22 protein-coding genes are annotated in these 19418 nt (G+C 68.0%); 12 read left to right on the plus strand and 10 right to left on the minus strand.

Annotation, left to right across the window (positions count from 1 at the left end; all coding sequences use genetic code 11):
• Window positions 1–8: 8 nt before the first annotated feature.
• Both AA983_RS04870 and AA983_RS04875 read right to left on the minus strand, forming a co-directional pair.
• Window positions 9–317 (minus strand): hypothetical protein, encoded by a 309-nt coding sequence (locus AA983_RS04870; protein ID WP_047310935.1) that lies wholly within the window; start codon window positions 315–317, stop codon window positions 9–11.
• A gap of 125 nt (window positions 318–442) precedes the next feature.
• Entirely contained in the window at window positions 443–1051 is a 609-nt protein-coding gene (locus AA983_RS04875; RefSeq protein WP_231579522.1) for a dihydrofolate reductase family protein, read from the minus strand.
• A gap of 87 nt (window positions 1052–1138) precedes the next feature.
• Here AA983_RS04875 and AA983_RS04880 point away from each other — a divergent pair, with 87 nt between their 5' ends.
• The 9 genes from AA983_RS04880 to AA983_RS04920 all read left to right on the plus strand — a co-directional run bounded on the left by AA983_RS04880 (window position 1139) and on the right by AA983_RS04920 (window position 10640).
• Window positions 1139–1684, plus strand: a complete 546-nt coding sequence (locus tag AA983_RS04880; protein WP_052946864.1) for a hypothetical protein — start codon at window positions 1139–1141, stop codon at window positions 1682–1684.
• Window positions 1685–1784: 100 nt separating this feature from the next.
• Complete coding sequence (locus tag AA983_RS04885; RefSeq protein ID WP_052946865.1) at window positions 1785–2402, plus strand: copper chaperone PCu(A)C; 618 nt, start codon at window positions 1785–1787, stop codon at window positions 2400–2402.
• A 271-nt stretch (window positions 2403–2673) separates the two neighbouring features.
• Complete coding sequence (locus tag AA983_RS04890) at window positions 2674–3735, plus strand: Dyp-type peroxidase (RefSeq protein ID WP_052946866.1); 1062 nt, start codon at window positions 2674–2676, stop codon at window positions 3733–3735.
• A gap of 212 nt (window positions 3736–3947) precedes the next feature.
• Window positions 3948–5693 carry a pyruvate dehydrogenase gene (locus AA983_RS04895; RefSeq protein WP_047310936.1) on the plus strand — a complete coding sequence of 582 codons (1746 nt, stop codon included), beginning with the start codon at window positions 3948–3950 and terminating at the stop codon, window positions 5691–5693.
• 89 nt (window positions 5694–5782) lie between these two features.
• Complete coding sequence (locus AA983_RS04900; protein ID WP_156170171.1) at window positions 5783–7069, plus strand: ABC transporter permease; 1287 nt, start codon at window positions 5783–5785, stop codon at window positions 7067–7069.
• Window positions 7070–7146: 77 nt separating this feature from the next.
• Complete coding sequence (locus tag AA983_RS04905; protein ID WP_047310937.1) at window positions 7147–7812, plus strand: DedA family protein; 666 nt, start codon at window positions 7147–7149, stop codon at window positions 7810–7812.
• A 164-nt stretch (window positions 7813–7976) separates the two neighbouring features.
• The gene (locus AA983_RS04910; protein ID WP_047310938.1) at window positions 7977–8180 is read left to right on the plus strand and encodes a hypothetical protein; all 204 of its coding nucleotides are present in this window, start codon (window positions 7977–7979) and stop codon (window positions 8178–8180) included.
• A 39-nt stretch (window positions 8181–8219) separates the two neighbouring features.
• Entirely contained in the window at window positions 8220–9224 is a 1005-nt protein-coding gene (locus AA983_RS04915; RefSeq protein ID WP_223059602.1) for a methylenetetrahydrofolate reductase, read from the plus strand.
• Window positions 9225–9347: 123 nt separating this feature from the next.
• Entirely contained in the window at window positions 9348–10640 is a 1293-nt protein-coding gene (locus AA983_RS04920; RefSeq protein WP_047310939.1) for a lipase family protein, read from the plus strand.
• Between the two features lie 69 nt (window positions 10641–10709).
• Here AA983_RS04920 and AA983_RS04925 read toward each other — a convergent pair whose 3' ends face one another.
• The 6 genes from AA983_RS04925 to AA983_RS04945 form a co-directional block, all read right to left on the minus strand.
• Complete coding sequence (locus tag AA983_RS04925) at window positions 10710–11093, minus strand: hypothetical protein (protein ID WP_047310940.1); 384 nt, start codon at window positions 11091–11093, stop codon at window positions 10710–10712.
• A gap of 118 nt (window positions 11094–11211) precedes the next feature.
• Window positions 11212–11373 (minus strand): hypothetical protein, encoded by a 162-nt coding sequence (locus tag AA983_RS15455; RefSeq protein WP_156170173.1) that lies wholly within the window; start codon window positions 11371–11373, stop codon window positions 11212–11214.
• On the minus strand, window positions 11370–12653 hold the full coding sequence (locus AA983_RS04930; RefSeq protein ID WP_047310941.1) for a threonine/serine exporter family protein: 1284 nt from the start codon (window positions 12651–12653) through the stop codon (window positions 11370–11372). The genes AA983_RS15455 and AA983_RS04930 overlap by 4 nt, the downstream gene beginning before the upstream one ends.
• A gap of 110 nt (window positions 12654–12763) precedes the next feature.
• Window positions 12764–13657, minus strand: coding sequence for an amidohydrolase family protein (locus AA983_RS04935; RefSeq protein ID WP_369798751.1), 894 nt, complete (start codon window positions 13655–13657; stop codon window positions 12764–12766).
• Window positions 13658–13806: 149 nt separating this feature from the next.
• On the minus strand, window positions 13807–14538 hold the full coding sequence (locus AA983_RS04940; RefSeq protein WP_047310942.1) for a DsbA family oxidoreductase: 732 nt from the start codon (window positions 14536–14538) through the stop codon (window positions 13807–13809).
• A 167-nt stretch (window positions 14539–14705) separates the two neighbouring features.
• Window positions 14706–16046, minus strand: a complete 1341-nt coding sequence (locus tag AA983_RS04945) for an ABC transporter permease (protein WP_197078942.1) — start codon at window positions 16044–16046, stop codon at window positions 14706–14708.
• Between the two features lie 98 nt (window positions 16047–16144).
• On the opposite strand from AA983_RS04945, the gene AA983_RS04950 reads away from it, so the two are divergent.
• Both AA983_RS04950 and AA983_RS04955 read left to right on the plus strand, forming a co-directional pair.
• The gene (locus AA983_RS04950) at window positions 16145–16762 is read left to right on the plus strand and encodes a TetR/AcrR family transcriptional regulator (RefSeq protein WP_047311266.1); all 618 of its coding nucleotides are present in this window, start codon (window positions 16145–16147) and stop codon (window positions 16760–16762) included.
• 161 nt (window positions 16763–16923) lie between these two features.
• Window positions 16924–17163, plus strand: coding sequence for a hypothetical protein (locus AA983_RS04955; RefSeq protein ID WP_047310943.1), 240 nt, complete (start codon window positions 16924–16926; stop codon window positions 17161–17163).
• 111 nt (window positions 17164–17274) lie between these two features.
• On the opposite strand, the gene AA983_RS04960 is transcribed toward AA983_RS04955, so the two are convergent.
• A complete protein-coding gene (locus tag AA983_RS04960; protein WP_047310944.1) occupies window positions 17275–18012 on the minus strand; it encodes an ABC transporter permease in 738 nt (245 codons plus the stop codon).
• A complete protein-coding gene (locus AA983_RS04965; RefSeq protein ID WP_047310945.1) occupies window positions 18009–18746 on the minus strand; it encodes an ABC transporter ATP-binding protein in 738 nt (245 codons plus the stop codon). Before AA983_RS04965 ends, AA983_RS04960 begins: the two co-directional genes overlap by 4 nt.
• Window positions 18747–18826: 80 nt before the next feature.
• On the opposite strand from AA983_RS04965, the gene AA983_RS04970 reads away from it, so the two are divergent.
• A complete protein-coding gene (locus AA983_RS04970) occupies window positions 18827–19378 on the plus strand; it encodes a TetR/AcrR family transcriptional regulator (protein WP_255352615.1) in 552 nt (183 codons plus the stop codon).
• Window positions 19379–19418 lie beyond the last annotated feature (40 nt).

A 19418-nucleotide genomic window follows, 5' to 3' on the forward strand; every position in this document is an offset into this window, starting at 1 on the left:
AAGGGTGCTTATTTGCGTGGGCGCTTCTTGCGTAACAGAGCGGCACTGAACAGCATTGTGGCGCCAAGGGTCGCTCCGAGAAGAACCCCCATGAGGACGACGCGGTTGAACATGCCGATGGGGGTGGGAGCGCCCAGGAAGTACCACGTGCCCGTGGTGAAGTAGATGTACGTCTGGTACGCGATGGCGAAGAGGATCCACGGGGAGGCCAGGATTCCGGTGGCGGCCAGCACCGAGGCGCCTGCGTTGCGCAGGGCCTCCTCTACGCGCACGACCGGGGTGGTCGATGCGCGTCGCTGGGCCAGCTGGGTCTTCATGAACTGAGAATAATAAGAAACCGTCTGGTTTCCTACTTTCACGTCCCAAAGTTCGAGTTATGCGAGTTCCACTCGGCGGAGAAATCGCGAGTCGGACGACCGTCTCTTAATTTGTCGGGCCTACGTCAGACAACGGAAATTCGTCGGCCTAAGCTGCGCGCGCCCTCACTGCACGACGTCGAACTCCGCGAGCCGGATGCCGTTGGAGTACGTCTCGGTGTTGCGAAGGCGTAGATCCGTTCGACCGATCCCTTCGGCCCACAGCCGTTTACCCGAACCGAGGACGACGGGGAACTCGAGCAGCGTGAACCCGTCGACGAGCCGGCAGCCAACAGGCTCTGAACGAGGGCCGCCGAACCGTGGACGAGGATCGGGCCGCCGTCGGCCTCCTTGAGCTTTGCGACCTCGTCAAGCGAACGCAGCACGTGGCAGTCGGCCCAGTCGATGTCGGTGACGGCCGCATCGTCCAACGTCCGCGAGACGACGTACTTCGGCATGGCGTTGTACGTGGCGAAGTCGTCCATCGTCGGCCAGACGGGGGCGAACTCCTCGAACGTCACGCGGCCCAGGAGCAGCGCAGAGGCCTCCTCCTGTTCGCGACCCTTGACGGCGTAGGCCTCCGGGACGAACTCGATGTCCTTGAACGTCCAGCCCGCGTGCTCGTACTCACCGCCGCCGGGGGAGTCGACGACGCCGTCGAGGCTGATGAATTCGGTGACGACGATGGGGCGCATGGGGTTCCTCTCGGGCGGGGCGCTCGGCTCCGCCCAAGGCTGCCACGCGCCCGCAACCGCGAAAGGGCAGTGCCATAGGCTGAACGTATGAGCCTCGGGCCGACGACGACGGTGCGCCTTCTGCGCAGCCTGCTCGTTGCCGCCCTCACGGCCTGTAGCGCCGGCATCGCCCACGTCGTCGGGGGCGCCCACGAAGCGCCCGTCGGGCTGCTCGTCCTTCTCGCCGCCGTCGGCACGCCGATCATGTTCACGCTGAGCAGGCGCCGCTGGAGCTTCGCCCAGATCGTCGTCGTCATGGGCCCCGCGCAGGTTCTGCTGCACGCCGTCATGACGATGTCGATGCCGGCCGGGCACCATGTGCAACCGCAACTTGTCGAGGCCGACGAGGGCTGGACGCAGATGGCGGCCGCTCACATCGTCGCCACCGTGCTCTTCTCGCTGTGTCTCGCGTACGGCGAACGCGCACTCGCGTGGACACTGCGCCGCGTCCTGCCGCACCTCGTCGTCCCCGGCTGGGGCCAGTTCGTCGTCCGCCACACGGCGTTCGACGCCGTCCGAGTGCCTCGTCCGACGTTTGTGCGCAGCCCTCGCGCCTCCCGCGCGCCGCCTGCGGTTTTCGTTCTCTCGCACTGATTCCCACCCCACGCGCCCTCACCGGGACGCGCTACCTGCGCACCCCGAGTGATCGCGGCGCCGCCGCCTGCGCCCGGCACGAGAAACGAAAGACCTCACCATGATTCGCTCCACCCTGCCCACCGTTCGCCGAGTGGCCGCCACCGCGCTCATTGCCCCGCTCGCCTTCACGGCCGCAGCCTGTTCGAAGGACGACACTGCGTCGTCGAAGAGCCCCCAGAGCACGTCGTCCACTTCGTCGAAGGTGACGATGGCGACCTCCCTCAAGGCCTCAGACGGTTGGGCCAAGGCAGCCGAAAGCGGCATGAGCGCCGCTTTCGGCACCTGGAAGAACACGGGTAACGAGCCCGTCGTCATCACCGGCGCGAGCGGCGACGCCGGGCCCGTCCAACTCCACGTCACGACGAAGACCGCGAACGGCATGGAGATGAAGCAGACGTCGAACTTCACGCTGGCGCCCGGTGGCACCTTGAAGCTCGCCCCTGGTGGCAACCACCTCATGTTCATGAAGCTGAGCAAGGCGCTCGCGGCCGGCGACGAGCAGCAGCTCACCGTCACCTTCAAGGACGGTTCGAGCACGAAGCTGACGTTCCCCGTGCGGGCCTACGACGGCGCCAAGGAGAAGTACTCCGACGCCGGGTCGGGTGACGCGTCGCCGTCGTCCGGTGCATCGGGCACGTCAGAAATGCCCGGCATGACGCACTCGTCGTCGCACTGATCCCACTCGTCCCGACACGGCCGGGCGCGAGGCTTCACGCCCCGCGCCCGGTCCGGAGGAACCCATGGAGAACTTCTTCGCCGGCCCCTGCCCGGTGACGAGCGACGACGGAACGCCGGCAGTTCGTCCCACGCGACGAGGCGTTGTCGCCGGCGCGCTCTAGGGCCTCGGCGCCCTGGCGCTCACCGGTTGCGAGGCGCAGTCTCGCGGCTCGTCGTCGGCGTCGAACTCGTCGTCGGCGGCGACATCGGCCCAACACGCCACCTGGACGGTGGCCTCCGGGCCGCCGCGTCAGAGCGGCGTCACGACGAAGCCCGGCACGCACGCGCACTGGGTCGGGCTCGACCTACCGGACGACGCGACGAAGGACGAACTGCGTCGCGCCCTCGTCGTCCTCGACGACGCGGCGGCGCGCTTCGTCAAGGGCGCGTCACCCCTGCCCGACGTTGCTCACGAACTGGCTCCACGAGCCGGGGACGTGGCGATAGCCGTCGGCCTCGGCCCCCGCGTCTTCGACCTCGACGGCATGCGGGCCGAGGCTCCCGCGTGGCTGAAGCCCATTCCGTCCATGACGATCGACGACTTCGAGAAGCCGTGGAAGCAAACGGATCTCGTCGTCCAGGTCGACACCGACAACCCGGTCACGGTGAGTCACGTCGTCGGTCAGCTCGTCAGCGCACTCAAGGGCACGGCAACCCCGCGTTGGCAGCAACGGGGGTTCGCCGCTGGAGCTCGCCCGAGCGACGGCGGGGTGACGCGAAACCTCTTCGGTCAGCTCGACGGCATGGAGCAGCCGAACGTCGCGGGCACCGAGGCGGGCCGCGTGTGGAACGCGGCCCAGCCCGGCGCGTCCTGGATGGAGGGGACGACCGGCATGGTCATCCGCCGCATCCGCATGGACGTCGACGTGTGGCAGTCGCTCGACCGCACGGCTCAGGAGAACGCGATCGACAGGCGCCTGACGAACGGCGCTCCGCTCACGGGGACGAAGGCCACCGATCCGATCGACCTCGAGAAGACCGACGAGCTCGGCCTCACCGTCATCAACCCTGCGGCGCACGTGCCGCGGGCGATGCCGAAGAAGACGGGTGAGCGGATCCTGCGGCGTCCGTACAGCTACGAGGTCGCGCGTGACGACGGCACGAGTGATCGCGGGCTCGTGTTCGTCGCGTTCTGCGCCGACGTGGTCAGACAGTTCGTCCCCATCCAGCAACGGTTGGCCGAAGCCGACCTGCTCAACACCTGGACGACACCGATCGGCTCGGGGGTCTACCTCCTGCCTGCGGCGCCACGTCCGGGCCGCTACCTCGGCCAGGACATCGTCGAGGCCTGACGGCGCGCTTCCCGCCCACCCGCGTGGGCGGGAAGTTCCCCGTATGCCGGGAGCACGGGACGCGCTGGGGCCGCTTTCGCGCGCTGGCGGCGAGCGTCACACGTGCGAGCGGTTGACGCTATCGGTGGCTGGTACTTGACTGATTAGAGCTTTTAGGGTTTTTCCACGCCCCGCCAAGCGCGGGTGCGGCCCGTCGATGCCGAGGAGTACGGATGAAGCTGGCAGAGCAGATCGTCGAGCAGTTGCAGGCCGCAGGGGTGCGCCGAATCTACGGAATCGTGGGCGACAGTCTCAACCCGATCGTCGATGCGGTGCGTCGCACGGGCGGTGCGGCTCGCGGCGGCATCGACTGGATCCACGTTCGTCACGAGGAGGCCGCAGCCTTCGCCGCCAGCGCGGACGCGCAGGTGACAGGTGAACTCGCCGTGTGCGCGGGCTCGTGCGGCCCGGGGAACCTCCACCTCATCAACGGCCTCTACGACGCCAACCGCTCGGGTGCGCCGGTTCTGGCGATCGCCAGCCACATTCCCAGCGCCCAGATCGGCCAGGGCTTCTTCCAGGAGACCCACCCGGACCGCCTCTTCATCGAGTGCAGCGTCTACTCCGAACTCGTCAGCACACCGACGCAGAGCCCGCGGGTCGTGCAGGCCGCCATTCAGCACGCTGTGTCGATCGGAGGCGTCTCGGTCGTCACGCTGCCCGGTGACATCGCCGACGAGGAGGCCACGGCCGAGGTCACCCCCGTCGCCATCCCGACGAAGGGCGTCGTCATGCCCACCGACGACGTCGTGCGTCGGCTCGCGAGCGAGATCAACCGCGCTGAGACCGTGGCGATCTTCGGTGGGGCCGGGTGCGAGGGCGCGCACGCCGAGCTCATGGCGCTCGCGGAGAAGATCAAGGCCCCGATCGGGCACTCGCTGCGCGGCAAGGACTTCATCCAGTACGACAACCCGTTCGACGTGGGTATGACGGGTCTGCTCGGCTACGGAGCCGTCGCCGAGGGCATCGAGGACGCGGACCTCATGATCATGCTCGGCACCGACTTCCCGTACGACCAGTTCCTGCCCGACACACGTACCGTGCAGGTCGACACTCGCCCCGAACACCTCGGACGTCGTACGGCCGTCGATCTGCCGGTGCACGGTGATGTGAGGGCGACGCTCGCCGCCGTCCTGCCGCTCGTCGAGGAGAAGAAGAACTCGAGGTTCCTCGACCGCATGCTCAAGAAGCACGAGAAGCTCATGGACAAGGCCGTCGGCGCCTACACGCGCAAGGTGGAGAAGCACACGCCGATCCACCCGGAGTACGCCGCGTCGGTGCTCGACCGGATGCTCGCCGACGACGCGATCGTCACGGCCGACACCGGCATGTGCAACGTGTGGTCGGCGCGCTACATCCACCCGTCGGGTCGCGGACGGCTCATCTCGTCCGCGCTGCACGGTTCGATGGCCAACGCGCTGCCCCACGCGATCGGCGCTCAGTTCGCCTACCCCGAGCGGCAGGTCGTCTCCATGTCCGGTGACGGGGGGCTGTCGATGCTCATGGGCGACATGCTGACGGCGCACGCGTACGACCTTCCACTCACGGTCGTACTGTTCAACAACTCGACGCTGGGCATGGTCAAGCTCGAGATGCTCGTCGACAAGCTGCCTGACTTCGGTGTCGACGTGCCCGGCACGAACTACGCCGCCATCGCCGAGGCCATGGGCTGGCACGCGGTGCGCGTGGAGGATCCGAAGGACCTCGAGGCGGCCTACGCCGAAGCGTTCGCCCACAAGGGTCCGAGCCTCGTCGACGTGGTCACCGACCCGAGGGCTTTGTCGATCCCGCCGAAGATCACCAGCGACCAGGTCTTCGGTTTCGCCACGGCGATGAGCAAGATCGTCCTCAACGGCGGTGCGGGCGAGGCCGTCGCCATGGGACGCTCGAACCTGCGCAACATTCCCCGAACCTGGTGACGTTCGCGTGAGTCGGCCGCCGACGCTGAGATTTCGGAGCGTCCGGAACAGGCATAGTGTGAGGTGTCCCGTTCTTGAGGAGTTCTCTCATGTCTCAACCCGCGTCGGTGTCCGCTCACAACGACCAAAGGCAGTTCGTCCGCTCGATGGTGCCGCGCATGATCATCCTGGCGTTCATGTGCATCCTCGTGCAGGGGCTCATGGGTCTTTCCTACATGGGCGCCTTCGGCAAGCCTGACGCGAAGAACGCGCCGTTCCTCGTCGTCAGCCACCACGAGGGCAACGCGGGGTACATCGCGAACAAGCTCAACGCCGTCGAGGGTCAGCCGGTGCGCGCCACGATCAGCACCGATGAGAAGGCGGCGCTTCAGCAGGTGCGCGAGGACAAGGTCGTCGGCGTCTACGTGTTCAACCCGTCGAAGACAGAGAAGAAGGGCAGCGACGATCTGTACTACGCCTCCGCTCAGGGCGCCTCGCGCGCCCAGGTCGCGCAGACGGTCGGCCGAAACGTCGCGGACAAGGCCGAACGCGGGTTGAAGACGCACGATCTCGTCAAGGCAGCGCCGGACGACGCTCGCGGTACGGCCTCGTTCTACCTCGTGCTCTCCTGGCTCGTGGGCGCCTACCTCCTGCCCTCGGCGATGACGACGGCCGTCGGCACTCGTGCGCGTTCCGCTCTCGGCGCGCGCATGCGCCTCCTCCTCTTCGCGGGTTACGCCCTCCTGTCGGGCGTCGTCGGCACGGCTATCGCGCAGTACGGCCTCGACGCGTTGCGCGGTGACTTCTGGCCCATTGCGCTCATGGGGGCGGCACTCGTCTTCGCCGTGAGCACGTTCACCTACGGGCTCACCTCGTTGTTCGGCACGATCGGTATCGGCCTGTCGATTCTCATCTTCGTCATTCTCGGAAACCCCTCGGCCGGAGGCGCCTTCGCCTACGACGTGCTGCCGGAGCCCTGGCGCACGGTCGGCCCGTACCTGCCCAACGGCGCGGGAGTCGACGCGGTGCGCTCCCTGTCCTACTTCGGGGGCGTCGACCTCGCACGCCCGCTGTGGGTCGTGCTGGCCTGGGCCGTCGCCGGTCTGTGGATGATCTGGATGGTCGGCAACAACACCTACCGCTTCTCGCCGCAGGGCGTCAGCGAGATCGAGGACGACTCGGTGGGCGTCGTCGGCGAGTTCGTCGAGCACCACCTGCCGTCGCACAGTGAGGCCGACGCGAGCGAGGCGCGCGAGCCGGCTGAGAAGGACGCTGGCGATGCCGACACCGCTGACGACACGGACGTTGACGCCGACTCCGACGCGGGTGACCACCCGGCACCACGAGGGCGCCACGCGGCGCCGGAGCCGGACGAATCGCCGCGCCACGACGGCTGACACGCCTGGTGTGAGCAACGCGGCCGCAGCCCCGATGAATTTCGCTTCACCGTGGGGGAATTGAGAAACTGGCGGGTATGACGACCATCCTCGCCGTCCAGCCCGCCGAGCGTGTCGAAGGTGGACCCACCTCCGGCATCGCCGGCTTCGCCGTCGACCTCATGGAGAGCATCGGCGGCGTGGGGGCAGGGCTGCTCGTTGCCGCAGAGAACCTCTTCCCGCCGATTCCCAGCGAGGCGATCCTGCCGATCGCGGGTTTCGCCGCGGCCCAGGGCGTCATCACCCTGTGGGGAGCCATCCTCTGGACGACGGCGGGCTCCGTCATCGGTGCACTTGCCCTGTTCTGGCTGGGCCGAGCCATCGGCCGCGAGAAGCTCGTGCGCATCCTGGATCGCATGCCGCTCATGAAGGTCGAGGATCTCGAACGTACTGAACGCTGGTTTGCCCGCCACGGCGACAAGGCCGTGTTCCTCGGGCGCATGGTGCCCGTGTTCCGTTCGCTCATCAGCGTTCCCGCAGGATTCACCGGCATGGCCGTGTGGAAGTTCACCGTCCTGACGACGTTGGGCAGCCTCCTGTGGAACACCGCTTTCGTCCTCGCCGGTTATGTCCTCGGAGCGAACTGGCCGGTGATCGAGCCGTACGTCGGCGTGGCAGAGAAGATCGTCATCGGGCTGGTCGTCGTGGCACTCGTGTACTTCGTTCAGCACCGTCTGAGGCAGCGTCCGAGCGCGTCCTCCTGACGATAGTTTCTTAATTCCATACCGTCTGTGGGCGATTATCCCAACAAGTGCATAAAGAGACTTTTCAACGAAAATCATTGCCGGGCAACGCTATTCGCGCATTTGCGTGCGGTTACTTCTCTTAAATAAATGCCATGCACACCCATCATGCAGACGATCGATTTATGAACGACATCATGATCGAGTTGGGGCTCGTGTGGTTGCCGCACGTCACCGTCGCGCACCAGGTGCCGCGTCGCAAGGTGCCCGAGGCGATGGCCGAGCTGGGCGGAATCCCCGGTTCGTTCTTCGCCACGCAGCTGCGCTACGTCGACACGCGCGCACATGAGGCGCAGTCGCTGGTGGGCGTCTCATCCTCCGTCCTGTGAATCGGTGACGCGGCGGGGTCGCCTCTAGGGTCGACACCCATGAGTGACCCTGCCGCGCCCTTCTCCGACCTCGTCTCCGGTGACCGCGAACTCCTGCTGTTCGCCATGACGCCACCGCGGCGCACGACGAGCGACGAGCGGGTTCAGGAGATCGCCGACGCAGCTCTCTCGCGCCTCGACAAACTGGATGTCGACGCGCTTATCCTTTACGACCTCGACGACGAATCCGACCGTGCAGGTGACGACCGCCCGTTCCCCTACCTCGAGACGATGGACCCTGCGGCCTTTCTCGCCGGGCCTCTGTCCGCGTGGCAGGGCAACGCCATCGTCTACCGCTGCGTCGGTAAGTACGACGAGCAGGAACTGGCCTCGTTCCTCCACGGGTGCGCCGACGGTGACGCGACCGTCTTCGTCGGATCGAGTTCGACGGACAAACCCGTACGCACGAGTCTGCCGCGCGCCATTGAGGTGCACGCCGAGGTCGAGCGTGACGTGCTGCTGGGTGGCGTCGTCATTCCCGAACGGCACGCGCGGAGCAAGGACGAGCACGAGCGTCTGCTGCGCAAGCAGGACGGTGGGGTGGGCTTCTTCGTCAGCCAGGTCGTCTATGACACGGGCGAGGCGAAGGACGTGATCTCCGACTACGTCTATGCGTGTGAGGAGCGTGGCGTCGCGCCCGCGCGCGTCGTGTTCACCCTGTCGCTGTGCGGTTCGGAGAAGACGCTCGACTTCCTCCAGTGGCTCGGAGTCGACGTGCCGCGCTGGGTGCAGAACGAACTGCGCCGCAGTCACGACACGCTCGAGGCGTCGTACGAACACTGCATCGCGGCCGCGCACGAACTGGCGCGCTTCTGCCGGTATCTCGGGTTGCCGTTCGGCTTCAACGTCGAGAGCGTCTCGACTCGCAGGGTGGAGATCGAGGCCACGGTGCAGCTTGCGCAGGATGTCGCGCGCATTCTCGATCGGGGTCCGCAGGCCGGACCGGAGTCCAGTGTGTCCGGGGCTTCGCCGCGCTCGGCGTTCGCGCGGACCGGAACGCGCTGACGCCGCGCGGTCGACGCCACGAGACGGACGAGCGACCTTTTTCGAGTTTCGGGAAGGGGCCCAATCGGACGATCGGGCTGGCTACTGTGACGTAAACCACACCCCACGAACGAAGGACCCGTCGTGCGACCCTCCCGTTTCACCGCCGCCCTCGGTCTAGCCTGTGCCGCCTCCCTCGGCCTCGGCGTCACCACGACCGCCACCGCCTCTTCCGCCTCCGCGGCGACGGGCGACTTCTACACGCCCCCGGCTGCTGTTCCGGCTCAGCCGGGCACCCTCATGAAGTCGGAGAAGTTCTTCACCGGCCTCAACATGTGGGGCAACACGACCCGCATCATGTACTCCTCCAAGGACGACAACGGGCAGCCCACGGCCGTCACGGGCGCCTACATCGAGCCGTGGGCCGCGTGGAAGGGCCCGGGTCCGCGCCCGGTCGTCGTCTACGGCGTCGGCACGATCGGCCAGGGCGACCAGTGCGCGCCGTCGCGGATGATGGCGAGCTCCATCAACCTCTCGACGCCCGGGTCGCTCGGGGTGAACTACGAGACGCAGGGTATGAACAACCTGCTCGCCAAGGGCGTCGCCGTCGTCGTCACCGACTACATCGGGCTCGGTACGCCGGGCCGCCCGCACACGTACATGAACCGTGACGACCAGGCGCACGCCATGCTCGACGCCGCGCGCGTCGCGAGCAAGGTGCCCGGCGCCACCGTGAAGGGGAACTCCAAGGTCGCGACGTACGGCTACTCCCAGGGCGGCGGCGCCTCGGCCGCTGCCGTCGAGGCCGCGCCGACGTACGCCCCGGATCTCGACGTCGCCGCCGCCTACGTGGGAGCCCCGCCGGCCGACCTCGAGAAGGTGCTCGCCGGTGTCGACGGCAGCCCGATCGCGGGCGTCATCGGCTACTTCATCAACGGGGCGGCCAGCTCGAGCGCGGCCGTCAAGGCGTTCGCCGACGAGAGCGTCAACGCCACGGGCAAGACGATGCTCTCGCGCACGTCGGGTCAGTGCACGGTCGACACCGTCGTGTCCTACGGCTACCGCAAGACGAGCGACTTCACGGCCACCGGTGAGCCCATCGCGGCCGTCATGGCGCGCAACGAGGAAGTCACCGGGTTCGTGCGCGCGCAGCGCACCGGCACGATGAAGCCGACGGCGGCCGTGCGCGTCGCCACGGGCGTCGCGGACGACGTCGTCCCGCACGCTCAGTCGAAGCAGCTCGCACTCGACTGGTGTGGCAAGGGCGCGAACGTGACGTACGCGCCGATTCCGGGCCTCTCGCTCGGGCCGAAGTCGCTTCTCAACCACGCCAACCCGATGCTGGCCGACCAGCTCACCGCGCGTGACTGGGTCGTGCAGCGACTCTCCGGAGCGCCCGCGACGGGCAACTGCTCCACCGCGGCGGGCCTCAAGTAGCTCGGCCGGTACGCATGAAGGCGCCCACCCGTGAAGTCGACGGGTGGGCGCCTTCGTGCGCGCGGAGCGTCAGGCCTGTTCGACCCGGGCGCGGTGGATGAGCGCACCCGACCCGAGCCCGATGACGAGGCCCGCGAAGAACGCACCCATCGCTGGGTACTTGACGAAAACGATAGGCGACAGCGCGACGAGCACGAGGCAGGCAGCGGCCACAGCTGCCGGCGGGATGCGCAGCAGCGCGCGGAAGGCGACGAAGCCGACCACGTTGCCGATGAGCCAGCCGACGACCGGGTCGATGAGCCAGCTCGGCTCGGGCAGGAGGCCCTTTTCCGGCTGGAAAATCCACAGGAGGAGGACGAGGACGCCGAGAGCGACGAGGTCGATGGCGATCCAGGCGGCGGCAGAGAAGGTGATGTCACCGTCGACGCGGCGACGGTCGGTGTGGTTGGTCATGGCGGTTCCTCTCAGGAAGGGGTCTCCATCACTGTGCCCACGCGCCGTGATCATGCGTGCGTCACTGCGGCGAATGGAGACGAAACAGTTACCTGACAGTAATTTCCCGAGGTTGTGATCAGCGACCGGTCCGCATACGGAGCAGGACGAAGCAGATGAGCGCCAGGACGATGGCGACGACCGCGGCGAGTGAACCTCCGGACAGCTTGGCCAGCGCGATACCCAGGGTCACCCCGGCGAGGCCGAGCAGGAAGACGCGCAGACGCGGAGAGTTGCTCATTCCACCAGGGTAGACGCCGCGCGGGCGTCTCCGCGGCGGCGAAGGCCGCGGCGGATCGTGAAGCGCAGGGCTCGGGCGGCGCTCGTGCCGAAGACGAGGCCGAGGGCGATGGCGAGCACGACGCTCGTCGCGTTCATCGCCGTCGGCCACGACTCGCGCGGATCGATGCCGAGCTGGGTCACCGTCACGAGGCCCAACGAGCCGGGAACGAGGAGCCAGAAGCTGGGCAGGAAGAGCACCATGCGCGACATCGTCGGGCGGGCCAGGGCAATGACCCAGGCGCTGAAGCTCGCGACGAAGGCCCCTGCGAGCGCGCCGCCCCAGGCCGGGGCGTCGACCCAGTTCTGCACCGACCACTGCGTCACGTACGTCGAGGCGGTGACGAACAGGACCCCGGGCGCGAGGCGGCGCGGCACCGACTCCATGAAGCAGATGCCGAGGGTGAGCAGGAAGAGGCCGACGAAGCCCGCGAGCGGGCCGATCTCGTCGACGCGCGCGTTGGCGAAGGCCTCCGGGGGCACGTCGAGAAGGATGCTCGCGCCGGCGACACCGGCCGCGAACATGACGAGCTGGGTCGTGCCGTAGGCGAGGCGTGAGGCGCCGGAGACCATGGCCCCGGCGACGAGTTCCGACAAGCCCGTGACCAGCAGGGCACCCGGCAACAGGACGGCCACGGGCGGCAACATCGTCCGCAGCGGGCTCGTGATGAAGCCCGCTTGGAACGCGGCGAAGGCCGCCGCGGCGACGAGGAATCCGGCGAAGAGCGGCAGGAGGGCGCTCGGTACGAGGCGTCGCCCGGTGAGGCGGATGAGGGCGATCGTGATGGGGCTCGCCACAGCTGCGAACAGCACGCTCGGCCAAGTCGGTTGGAGGATGCCGGCAATGCCCGCCGCCACGGTGAACCCACCGAGGTACATGCCGGTGACGGGGAAACGGGCACGCTGCGCGCGCAGGCCCTTGAGAGCGTCGAGCGCGGCGGTCGGCGTCAGGGCGCCCGTCTCGAGGCCGTGCTGGATGCCGGCGACGCGGGCCGTCTGGTCGAGGCGCAGGGAGCCCTCGATCGACTCGAACGTCGCCGGGGCGCCGTGGCCGAGGCTGAGCGTGACACCGTCCGGGGTGGCGTTGATCTGCGCACCGGGGAGACCGATCGCGCGGGCTGCGCGCACGACGTCCTCGGTGGCCTCGTGGGCACCGGCGCCGCCGGCCACGTGCGCGGCCGCGAGGTAGACGAGCAGCTGACGCGTCTGGGCGTCAGTGAGGTCGTCGGGGCTCGCAGTCACCGGACGATGGTACGCGGGCCTTCACGTGCCGAGCCGCCCCTCGCGTTCGTGGTGACGTTCGTTGCGGTTGGTGACGTTGCACCGTCACCAACCGCAGCAAACGTCACCAGCTAGGAGCGGGGCTCGAGCAGTCTGGCGGCGTTGTCGTGGAGAACGCCGCGCATCCAGTCGTCACCGAGGTCGAGGCGCGCCAGGGCGTCGAGCTGGTGGACGTAGGGGTAAGGGATGTTGGGGAAGTCGCTGCCCAGCACCACCTTGTCGCCGATGTCGACGAGGCGCGGCAGATACTCGCGCGGGTACGGCGTGAGCGATTCGGTGAAGTCGGTGAACGCCATCGTCGTGTCGAGGTGGACGCGTTCGAAGCGTTCGGCGAGGTCGAGGAAGCGCCCGTACTCGGAGTTGCCCATGTGGGCGATGAGGAGCGTCAGCGCGGGGTGGCGCTCGAGAAGGGATTCGACGCGGTCGGGGCCGGTGAACTCACCTGGCATCGGGCCGGAGCCGCAGTGGATGACGACGGGCGTGCCCTTCGCCTCGAGCTGTGCCCACACGTCGTCGAGGGTGGGATCGAGAGGGTCGTAGCCGCCGACCTGGATGTGCACCTTGAAGATCTGCGCACCCGCGTCGAGGGCCTCGGCGACGTAGGTGGGTGCCTCGGGTTCGGCGTAGAACGTGGCGCTCGGGATGGCCTCCGGCGTGTTCGCGGCGAACTCGCGCGACCAGGCGTTGAGCCATTCGGCCATGCCGGGCCGGTGCGGGTAATTGAGGGAGCTGAAGCGGGTGACGCCGAAGTCACGCAGGGTGGCAACGCGCTCGGCTTCGTCGGTGCGGTAGGTGATCGTCCACTCGCCCGCGGGCGTGTCGATGGCGTCGAAGTAGGCCCACACCTTGTCGAGCACGTTCTGCGGCATGAAGTGGGTGTGGACGTCGATGAGGCCCGGCAGCCCGAGACGCTGGGCGTACGCGCGGACCTGGGCAGCTTCGTCGTGTCGGCTCGGGATCGTCACCACGCCAGGATGCCGCAGAGGGGCGGTGTCGGTGGGCGAACGCGGCCGTTCGTTCATCGCGCGCGCCGGGTGAACAGGCTGTAGAACGACAAAAGGGCCGGTGGGCACGCGGTTATTTGCATGCCCACCGACCCTTCGGGCCGTCCCGATCAGACGGAGCAGTGATCGCCCTCGCAGGACGGGCCGTGGTCGTGGGCAGCCTGAGCCGTGACGGCATCATCGCTCGTCGAGGCCGCGGTATCGCCGTGGAGCTCGTTCCACGTCTGTGCGAGAGCCTGCTCGAACAGCTCGACGGGCTGTGCACCCGAGATGGCGTACTTCTCGCCGAGCACGAAGAACGGCACGCCGGTGATGCCGAGCGCGCGGGCCTGCTCCTCGTCACCGCGCACGTCGTCGGCGAAGTCGGTGCCGGCGAGCAGCGCCCGCACCTGGTCGGAGGGCAGTTCGAGCTCTTCGCCGAGGCGCTGCAGCTCGGTCGTGTCACCGACGGCGACACCCTCGGTGAAGTAGGCGCGCATGAGGCGCTCGTGCGCTTCGGTGGCGCGCCCGTGCTGGGCGGCCAGGTGGACGAGACGGTGAGCGTCGAACGTGTTGCCGAACTTGGCTTCGCGCCAGTTGAACGCGAGGCCGACCTCGGCCGCGCGGGCGGCGATGTCCTCCTGGCTGCGCTCGGACTGCTCCAGCGTCATGCCGTACTTCGCCGCGATCTTCTCGACGAGCGTCGTGTCGGGCACGGCCTCGATCGTCGGGTCGAGCTCGTAGGAATGCCAGATGATCTCCACGTCGTCGGCGTGCTCGAACCCGTCGAGCGCGAGCTCGAGGTGGCGCTTGCCGATGTAGCAGAACGGGCAGACGATGTCGCTCCAGATGTCGATCTTCACGCCGGGTGCAACGTCGTGGGGGCATGTTCGATTCCGCACAGGTCCCGGCGGGAGCCCACCACGGGGGCCCGTGCTGTTCCGGGGAGACACACACGCCCCCTCCCGTCACGGGCGCCGAGCGGCGCTGCCCGACGGGAGGGGGCGTGCTGGGCCGACAGCCCGATCGATCAGTGGGTCGTCTTGCGCGCCTTGCCGAGCGCCATCAGCAGCGCGCCGCCCAGGGCCCAGCAGGCGAGGACGATCCAGGCGTGCTTCGCGCCGTGACCGTCGAAGTACGCCGACGAACGCAGCGCCGTTCCTGCGGCGCCGACCGGCATGAGCTGGCCGATTGCGCCCCACGGCGAGGGCAGCCAGGACGGGCCGGTGGCGATGCCGGAGATCGGGTTCGACAGGAAGAACATGATGAGCGCGCCGAGGCCGAAGCCTGCCTGACCGAGGTTCTTCGCGAGGCCGATGACGGTAAACGCGATTGCTGCGATGCCCATGCCCACCGATGCGGCAAGCAGCCAGAACGAGCCCTCCATGACGTCGAGCCAGAAGTGCAGGATGGCGGAGGCCGCGAGGCCGGCCACCGCAGCGACGCCGATGATGCCGATGAAGCGTCGACCCGTCGAGCCGCGCAGGGTGAAGAACATCGCGGCCGAGGTGGCCATGCCGCCGAAGATGAGCGGGAGAGCGGCGGCCGTCATGGCGGCGCCGGTCGGGTCGTGCTTCGGCAGCGGCACGACGTCCGTGTACGTGACCTTCTGGCCCTGCTTCTCCAGGCCCGCGCCGACGCCCTTGAGGACGTTGGAGTAGGGCGCGCCCGCGGCGCTCGCCGTCTGGATCGTCGCGCCGTCCTTGCCGAGGGCGATGCCACCGACGACGTCGCGCTCCTTGATGGCGTCCGCGGCTTCGTCGGCCGAGGAGAACGTCGTGACGTCGAACGTGCCCGGCGAGCGCTTCTCGAGCTGCGCCTGGACCGTGCTGACGGCCTGCTGCGGACCGCTCACGGCGATCGGCATGTCCTTGGCGCCCGACTTCACAGCCGGCGTCGCGAACGCGAGCAGCATGAGGCTCACGACGACGCTGAGGCCCAGGATGAGTGCGAGCAGCGGCGGGCCCTTGCGCTTCGTGGCCTTGTCGTCCGTCTCGTCGTCGGTGATGTGGTCGTCGCCGTCACGCTCGGAGGTGCGAGTGCTGTGGCCGTCGCGCTCCTCGCGGGCAGCGGTGCGGCTCAGGGGCTCGTCGTGCGTGGTGGTGCGGCCGACGGTCTCGTCGCGGTCCGTCACCGCGGTGCGGTCCTGATCGACGCCGCGCTCGCGGGTGTCCACGCGGGCATCGGTGGGCTCGCCGTCGGTGCTCGCGACATTCGCCGCGGGGGTTGCGTTGACGGCCATGTGGCGCGGGGCTCCGCCTGCCGAGGTCGGTGCGGTGTCGGTGGCGTTCGTGCTCGCGTGGTCGCCGCGGTTGGAGGCGAGGTGCTTGCCGCGTCGGGGCGTCTCGTCGGGGGTGATGTCGTCGCGCATGAATTCTTCTCGTTCCAAGCAGTGGGGGAGGCAGCTGAGGTCGCGCCTCGCCGTGTTCTTGTCCAGTGTGGGGATGCCTGGTGCACAATGCGAACGTGGTGAATTCTTCCCGCGGTCGGCCCCGCGGAGGCAGTGACGCGCGCCAGAGGCTGATCGACGCTGCAAGAGTGCGGTTCGAGGCGGATGGCTATGCCAACACGTCGATGCGTTCCGTTGCGCGAGAAGCTGGCGTTGACCACGCCATGGTGAATTATTACTTCGGCTCGAAGCAAGGTTTGTTCGCCGAGGTGCTTGCTATCGCGTACAGCCCGCAGGCCGTCTTCGACGAGATCTTCGCTCCGGGTGCGAGCCGCGATCCGATGCGGATGGCCGAACGCCTGCTCGTCGGGTTGCTCACCGTCTGGGAGGAACAGGGGTCACGGGGGCAGATGCTCGAGGTCGTCCGGCAGGCCGCGATGAACGACGCGATGCGCACCACGACGGCCGAGTTCGTCGGCACCGAGATCGTGCGGCGCATCAGTGGCGAGATCAAGGGGCCGGACGCCCGACGTCGGGCCGCCGGAGCAGGCGCCGTCGTGTCGGGTCTCGTGTTCGGTCGGTATGTGTTGGGCGTGGAACCGCTCGCCTCGATGAGCACTCGCGACGTCGTCCGCACCCTTGCGCCGATGATTGCGATGCAGTTGGACCCCTCGGGCGTCGCTCGCTTCGTGCGCTGACGGCGCCCCCGCTGGGCAGACTTCCCTACCGTTGGGCAGCGTCCCCCTCGGCCCAACGGCCGGAAACCCCGCCCAAGGGCCTGTTGCGTAGTCCTCGAGGAGGACGCCGAATCATTCTGTTGGCTGTCGATCGGTGGAGCGCCGCCGAGGAGTCTGGAGGCATGAATTCGAACGCACTCATGACACTCGTATCCGCGCCGGCCCAGTCCGAGGGGGCGCAAACCGTCGCGACGGGCTCGTTCGTCGACTTCGCCGTTGCCGTGGTGGCCCTCTGGGTCGTCACGATCGTGTCGATCCTGCGCTCGAGCTACACGTGGGGAATCAAGGCGTTGGCGCTGCTCGCAACCCTCCTCTTCCCGTTCGTCAGTTTCCTCGCGTGGTTCCTGTGGGTGAAGAAGTAGCAGCCCGGGTACGCGGGACGCTGACGGGGGCAGCGTCAGGTTGGGCAGACTTCCCTGCGGTTGGGTAGCGGCAGACACTGCCCAACCGCAGGGAAGTCTGCCCAGCGGCCCTCATGCAGTGCGGCGACGCAGCGTCAGGGCCCCCAGCCCGACGAAGCCGACAACGAAGACCGACACGACGGCGAGGTCGCTCACGATGTCGGATATCGCCTCTCCTCGGGAGACGGCGGTCATCGCGTCGACGGCATACGAGAGTGGCAGGACGTCGGAGACGAGTTCGAGCACCCGTGGCAGCTGATCGCGCGCCACGAGTAACCCGCAAAGCAGCATCTGGGGGATGACGAGGGCCGGCAGGAACTGAACGGCCTGGAACTCCGTGCGGGCGAACGCACTGACGAAGAGCCCGAGGGCTGTGCCCAGGACGGCGTCGAGCACGGCGATGACCCCGAGCACCCACACACTGCCCGCGACGTCGAGCCCGAGCGCACCGACACTGAGAGCCACGGCGAGGGCTGCCTGGACGCAGGCGATGAGGCCGAAGGCCAGGGCGTATCCCAGGATGAAGTCGAGTCGCCCCGTCGGCATCGCGAGGAGCCGTTCGAGCGTGCCGCTCGTGCGCTCACGCAGAGTGGTCACGGACGTCACGAGGAACATGACGGTGAAGGGGAACAGCGCCAGCAACCCGGGTGCGATGCGGTCGAAGACGCCCCCTGGAGCGTCCGCAAAGATCCACGCGAGCAGGGCCATGAGAACGCACGGCATGACGAGAAGAAGCGCGAGCGTGCGGTGATCACGACGCAGCTGGGTGAGGACTCGAGTCGTGACCGCGAGGGTGATCCGGGGTGTCATCGCACGACCTCCAGAAAGGCGGATTCGACAGTGTCACAGCCTGTCTCGCGCTTGAGACGCTCGGGCGTCGTGGCGGCGACGAGTTCCCCGTCACGCATGAGCAGAAGCGAGTCGCAGTGTTCCGCCTCGTCCATGACATGGCTGGAGACGAGCAGCGTGACCCCGTCCTTCGCGAGGTTGCGGAACAAGCGCCACAGATCGACGCGCAGCACAGGGTCGAGGCCGACCGTCGGCTCGTCGAGCACGAGGAGATCGGGCGTCGAGAGCAAGGCCACCGCAAGGCTGACCCGTGAGCGCTGGCCGCCGCTCATGTCGCGCACGAGCTGATCGCCCCGTTCGTGGAGGTCGACGGCGCGCAGGGCGTGCTCGATCGCCTCCTGGTCCACCCCGACCACCGCGGCGAAGAAGCGCAGGTTCTCCGTGGCGGTGAGATCCGGGTAGACGCTGGCGGCCTGCGTCACGTAGCCGATCCGGTGGCGCAGGCTCGAGGTGCCGGCACTCTCGCCAAGGACCTCGAGCTCACCACTGACGTTGGCCTGCACGCCGACGACAGCCCGCATGAGCGTCGACTTGCCGCAGCCGGACGGACCCAGAAGGCCGACGATCCGTCCCCTCGGGATCTCGAAGTCGAGACCCTTGAGAACGGTGGTGCCTCCTCGATCGACGCTCAGGTTGCGTGCCATGACGGCCGCGTGGCCGTCCCGGGCGGCCCGTTCTGACGTGTGCTCTGTCATGAAACGAGTGTGCTTCGCCCATCGGGCAGAATGCGAGCGTGGTCAATTCTTCCCGGGGGCGTCCGAAGGGCCCCAGCGACGTGCGTCAACGCTTGATCGATGCTGCAACCGAAGTGTTTCTCGAGGTTGGGTACGCACAGGCGTCGTCGCGCATGATCGCTGAACGGGCAGGTGTCTCGCACACGCTGGTCAATTATCACTTCGGGTCGAAGCAGGGTCTGTTCGGTGAAGTGATGTCGTTGACGCTCACCCCGTCGAAGGTCCTCGGTGAAGCGCTCGGTCATCGTCCTGGCGAGACGCCGATCATGGTGTCGCGGCGCTTCGTCGGCACCGTCGTGACGGTCTGGGACGACGCACATCTGAGCGAGCCGTTCGTGGCCATGCTACGCGAGGCCATGGCCGACGATTCCGTGCGCACGAACGTCGCGGAGTTCATAGAGCGCGAGGTGCTGGATCACGTCGCCGCCCGCATCGGTGGGCCGGACGCCCTCTCCCGGGCGAGCGGTGTCGCCATGTGCATCGCGGGGCTGGTCATGGGCCGGTACCTCCTGAGGGTCGGCCCGCTGGTTGCGCTGTCGAAGCAGGACGTCGTGCGTGTCCTCGCGCCGATGGTGGCCGTCCACCTGCGTTGATGCTGTCCGCCTGCGGCTGGGCAGAGTTCCCTGCGGTTGG

The organism is Dermacoccus sp. PE3, assembly GCF_001021715.1.
GTDB classification, from domain to species: Bacteria; Actinomycetota; Actinomycetes; order Actinomycetales; family Dermatophilaceae; genus Dermacoccus; species Dermacoccus abyssi.